Here is a 3,385-nt window from a genome sequence, read left to right on the forward strand (position 1 = left end):
CAGGACGCCGGCCTCCACCCCGCCCGGCGTGGCGAGGTTCGTCTGCGCGGCACGGTCGACGGCCAGCGTCGCGAGCAGGGCGGCGCCGCCCGCCGCGGCCGCGCAGGCCGCGCCCGAGCGCACCAGCCCCGCGCCGAACCGCCACCGTGAGGTCATCTCGCCACCGTTCATCGCGTTTGATGTCGTTTGATGCATCTGAAGCATGTTGGGTGCGCAATGGTCTGTCCAGGGGTCGGGTGCCGTTGTGGACAACTAGCCCCGCCGCGTCGGCCGGAACCCTCACGCCCTACGGTGGGCCGGTGAGATGGGACGCCCTGTTCGCGGACATGGAGCTGCAGCTCGCGGCGGCCGAGGTGGCCGACCTCCAGGCGGAGGTCGCGGAGCTGACGCGGGCCGAGCGCGGGGCGGTCACGCTGGCCGACCGCCTGCGCGGCGGTCTCGGCGAGGTGGTGACCCTGTGGCTCGCCTCCGACCGCGTGCGGGGCCGGCTGACCGACGTCGGGCCGGTGTGGGCGCTGGTCACGGACGCCGGGCACGAGCACCTGGTGCCGCTGTCGGCGGTGACCTCGGCGTCCGGCGTCGGGCGCGCGAGCGCGGTTCCCGAGTCGGCGGCCGTCCGGCGCCTCGGACTCGGTCACGCGCTGCGCGCCGTCTCGCGCGACCGCAGCGTGGTGCGGGTCGTCACGACCGGCGGAGCGCTCACCGGGCGGATCGACGAGGTGGGGGCGGACCACCTCGGCGTCGCCCTCGTCCACCCCGACGGGCCGCGCCCCACGGGCGAGGTCCGCCTCGTGCCGTTCGGCTCGATCCAGGTGGTCAGCAGCCTCTGACGGGCGCCGGGGCGCCCCAGCGGACGTGGCTCAGCCGGCGGCCCCACCGGCGTCGGGCGGCACCAGGGAGGGCTCCTCGGGCTCGGCCAGCGAGAGCACGACGCCGACGACGCCCGGCCGGGCGCGCAGCGCCGCCTCGACCTCGGCGAGCCGGTGCGCGGCGGTGGTCTCGTCCGGGTCGCCCGCGAGGTCCACGGCGCCGCTGAGGAAGACGCGCCGGGCGCCGACGACCTCCAGCCGGAGCTGCGTGACGCGCGCGACCTGGGGCATCGCCAGGAGCATGCGCAGCGCGGCGGCCTGGAGCGCCGGGTCCACCGTCTCGCCCACGAGCGAGCGCAGGTTCCGCCAGATGAGGACGACGGCCACGGCGCCGAGCAGGAGGCCGACGAGGATCGAGCCGACGGCGTCGGGCACGGGGGAGCCCGTGACCTGGTTGGCCACGATGCCGACGGCGGCCAGCACCAGGCCGACGAGCGCGGCCGCGTCCTCGAAGAACACGGCGCGCACGGTCGGGTCCGAGGTCGCGAGGACCTGCTCCAGCAGGCCGCGCCGGCGGCGCTCGGCCTCCGCGCGGCTCTGGCGCCACGCCTGGAGGAACGACACGCCCTCGAGCACGAAGGCGACCCCCAGGACGACGTAGGCCACGGCGAAGTCCGTCGCCGGCTCGGGGTCCGTCAGCTCGTGGATGCCGTGGGTGACCGAGACGCCGGCCCCGACGGCGAAGAGACCGATGGCCGCGAACAGCGACCAGACGTAGACCTCGCGGCCGTACCCGAACGGGTGCGAGGCGTCCGCCGGGCGAGCGCCGCGGCGCTGCGCGATGACGAGGAACACCTCGTTGCCCGTGTCCGCCCACGAGTGGGCAGCCTCGGCGAGCATCGCCGCGGCCCCGGTGACGACGGCGGCCACCGTCTTGGCGATCGCGACGAGCAGGTTCGACAGCAGCGCGAGGACCACCGTGCGGGTCGACTCGCCGCCGCCCTCGGCGTCCGGACGCGCCGGGGCCGTGTCGGGGGCCGGCGTCCGGTCCGTGGCCATGGTCCGGCGTAGCACGCCGACCCGCCGGGCGCGACACGAGCGGGGCGGGGTGCCGCGCTCGGCGCGGCCCGGGTCTCAGGCCGACGGACCGCCGTCGTGCGCGGCCGCGCCCTCGGTGCGCGCGCGGGACTGCGCGTACATGCGCTCGATGTACGCCTCGAGCTCGCTCGCCTCGACGCGCCAGACGCCCCTGCCGCCGATCTGGATCGCGGGCAGCTCGCCGGACTTGACGAGCGAGTACGCCTGCGGCGCGGAGATGTTCAGGATCTCCCTCACGTCGGCGAGCGTGAGGAACCGGGGTGCCATGGCGGCAGTGTGCCACGCGCCTCGCGCCGGGACCGTTCGTCCACAGGAGTGACGCCGGGGCCCGTTCGCCGGGCAGAATCCCCACGAACGCGGGCGGAACGGCATGATTCGCACCACGCCGGCCGCGCGGCGGCGGCCCCCGACGACGAGGCAGGCAGATGGAACCCACGGACCAGGCGGTACTGACCGCGGAGCGTCCCGTCCTCGCGCGTCCCGTGGCGACGCGCCTGCGGCGACCGGGGTGGCGCGACCCGCGGCTGCTGCTCGGGCTCGTGCTCGTCGCCCTGTCCGTCGCGCTCGGCGCCTGGGCGGTGGGGGCCGCGGGCCGCACCGTACCCGTCTACGTGGCGCAGCAGGCGCTCGTGCCGGGCCAGGTGCTCGACGCCTCCGTGCTCGTGGTCCGTGACGTCCGCCTCGACGCGGCGGCCGGCGCCTACCTCGGCGCGGGGGAGCCGCTGCCGGACGACCTGGTGGTGCAGCGGCCCGTGGCGCAGGGGGAGCTCGTGCCGCGTGGTGCGCTGGCGCAGGAGGACGACCTCGGGCTGCGTCCGGTGGCGGTCGGCGTGCCCGCGGGGCTCCCGTCCGGCCTGGCGCCGGGGGCGGCCGTGGACCTGTGGTTCGTCCCCGCGGCCGCGGACGGCCTCGACGCCTCGGGCGCCGGCGAGGCGACCGAGCCCTACGAGGTCGCGGCCGGACTCACCGTCGCGGAGGTCGCCGAGCCCGAGGGCGCGTTCTCCGTCGGTGCGACGACGACCGTGCACGTCCTGGTCCCGGTGGACCGGCTCTCCGAGGTCCTCGCGGTGACCGCGGCGGAGGGCAGCCTGCACGTCGTCGTCGTGCCCGGCCTGGGGACGTCGTGACGACCGGCGTCCTGTGCGCCGTCCGCGGCCCGGCGGAGACGGTCGTGGTCCGCGACCTGACCGCGGCGCGCGGGCGGTTCGAGGTGACGCGCCGCTGCGCCGACCTCGCCGAGCTGCTCGGCGCCGCGGCCGCCGGGCTTGGCACTGTCGCCGTCGTCTCGGCCGACCTGCCCGGGCTCGACCGCGAGGCGGTCGACCATCTCCGCGGGTCCGGCGCGCGTGTGGTCGTGCTCGCCGGGGACCGCGACGCGGGGCTCGCGCACCTGGGTGCCGACGCCGTCGTGGCGGCCGGTGGCGACGTCGCGCAGGCGATCTCGGCCGCGCTCGCCGCGCCCGACCGCACGTCCGCGC

4 protein-coding genes and 1 pseudogene are annotated in these 3,385 nt (G+C 77.1%); 3 read left to right on the forward strand and 2 right to left on the reverse strand.

The window, feature by feature from the left end:
• Positions 1 to 299: 299 nt before the first annotated feature.
• Positions 300 to 830, forward strand: coding sequence for a hypothetical protein (locus IDM29_RS15715; RefSeq protein ID WP_182111715.1), 531 nt, complete (start codon positions 300 to 302; stop codon positions 828 to 830).
• A gap of 30 nt (positions 831 to 860) precedes the next feature.
• Here the strand turns inward: IDM29_RS15715 and IDM29_RS15720 are convergent, their stop codons facing one another.
• Together IDM29_RS15720 and IDM29_RS15725 are read right to left on the reverse strand one after the other, a co-directional pair.
• Entirely contained in the window at positions 861 to 1,868 is a 1,008-nt protein-coding gene (locus IDM29_RS15720) for a cation diffusion facilitator family transporter (RefSeq protein ID WP_182111714.1), read from the reverse strand.
• A 75-nt stretch (positions 1,869 to 1,943) separates the two neighbouring features.
• Positions 1,944 to 2,174 (reverse strand): helix-turn-helix domain-containing protein, encoded by a 231-nt coding sequence (locus tag IDM29_RS15725; protein WP_182111713.1) that lies wholly within the window; start codon positions 2,172 to 2,174, stop codon positions 1,944 to 1,946.
• Positions 2,175 to 2,332: 158 nt separating this feature from the next.
• Here IDM29_RS15725 and IDM29_RS15730 point away from each other — a divergent pair, with 158 nt between their 5' ends.
• Positions 2,333 to 3,034, forward strand: coding sequence for a hypothetical protein (locus tag IDM29_RS15730; protein ID WP_182111712.1), 702 nt, complete (start codon positions 2,333 to 2,335; stop codon positions 3,032 to 3,034).
• Positions 3,031 to 3,385 (forward strand): annotated as a pseudogene (locus tag IDM29_RS15735) (hypothetical protein); the annotation flags it as partial. The gene IDM29_RS15730 and the pseudogene IDM29_RS15735, both read left to right, overlap by 4 nt.

The organism is Actinotalea sp. JY-7885 (assembly GCF_014525465.1).
In the GTDB taxonomy this organism is placed as follows: domain Bacteria; phylum Actinomycetota; class Actinomycetes; order Actinomycetales; family Cellulomonadaceae; genus Actinotalea.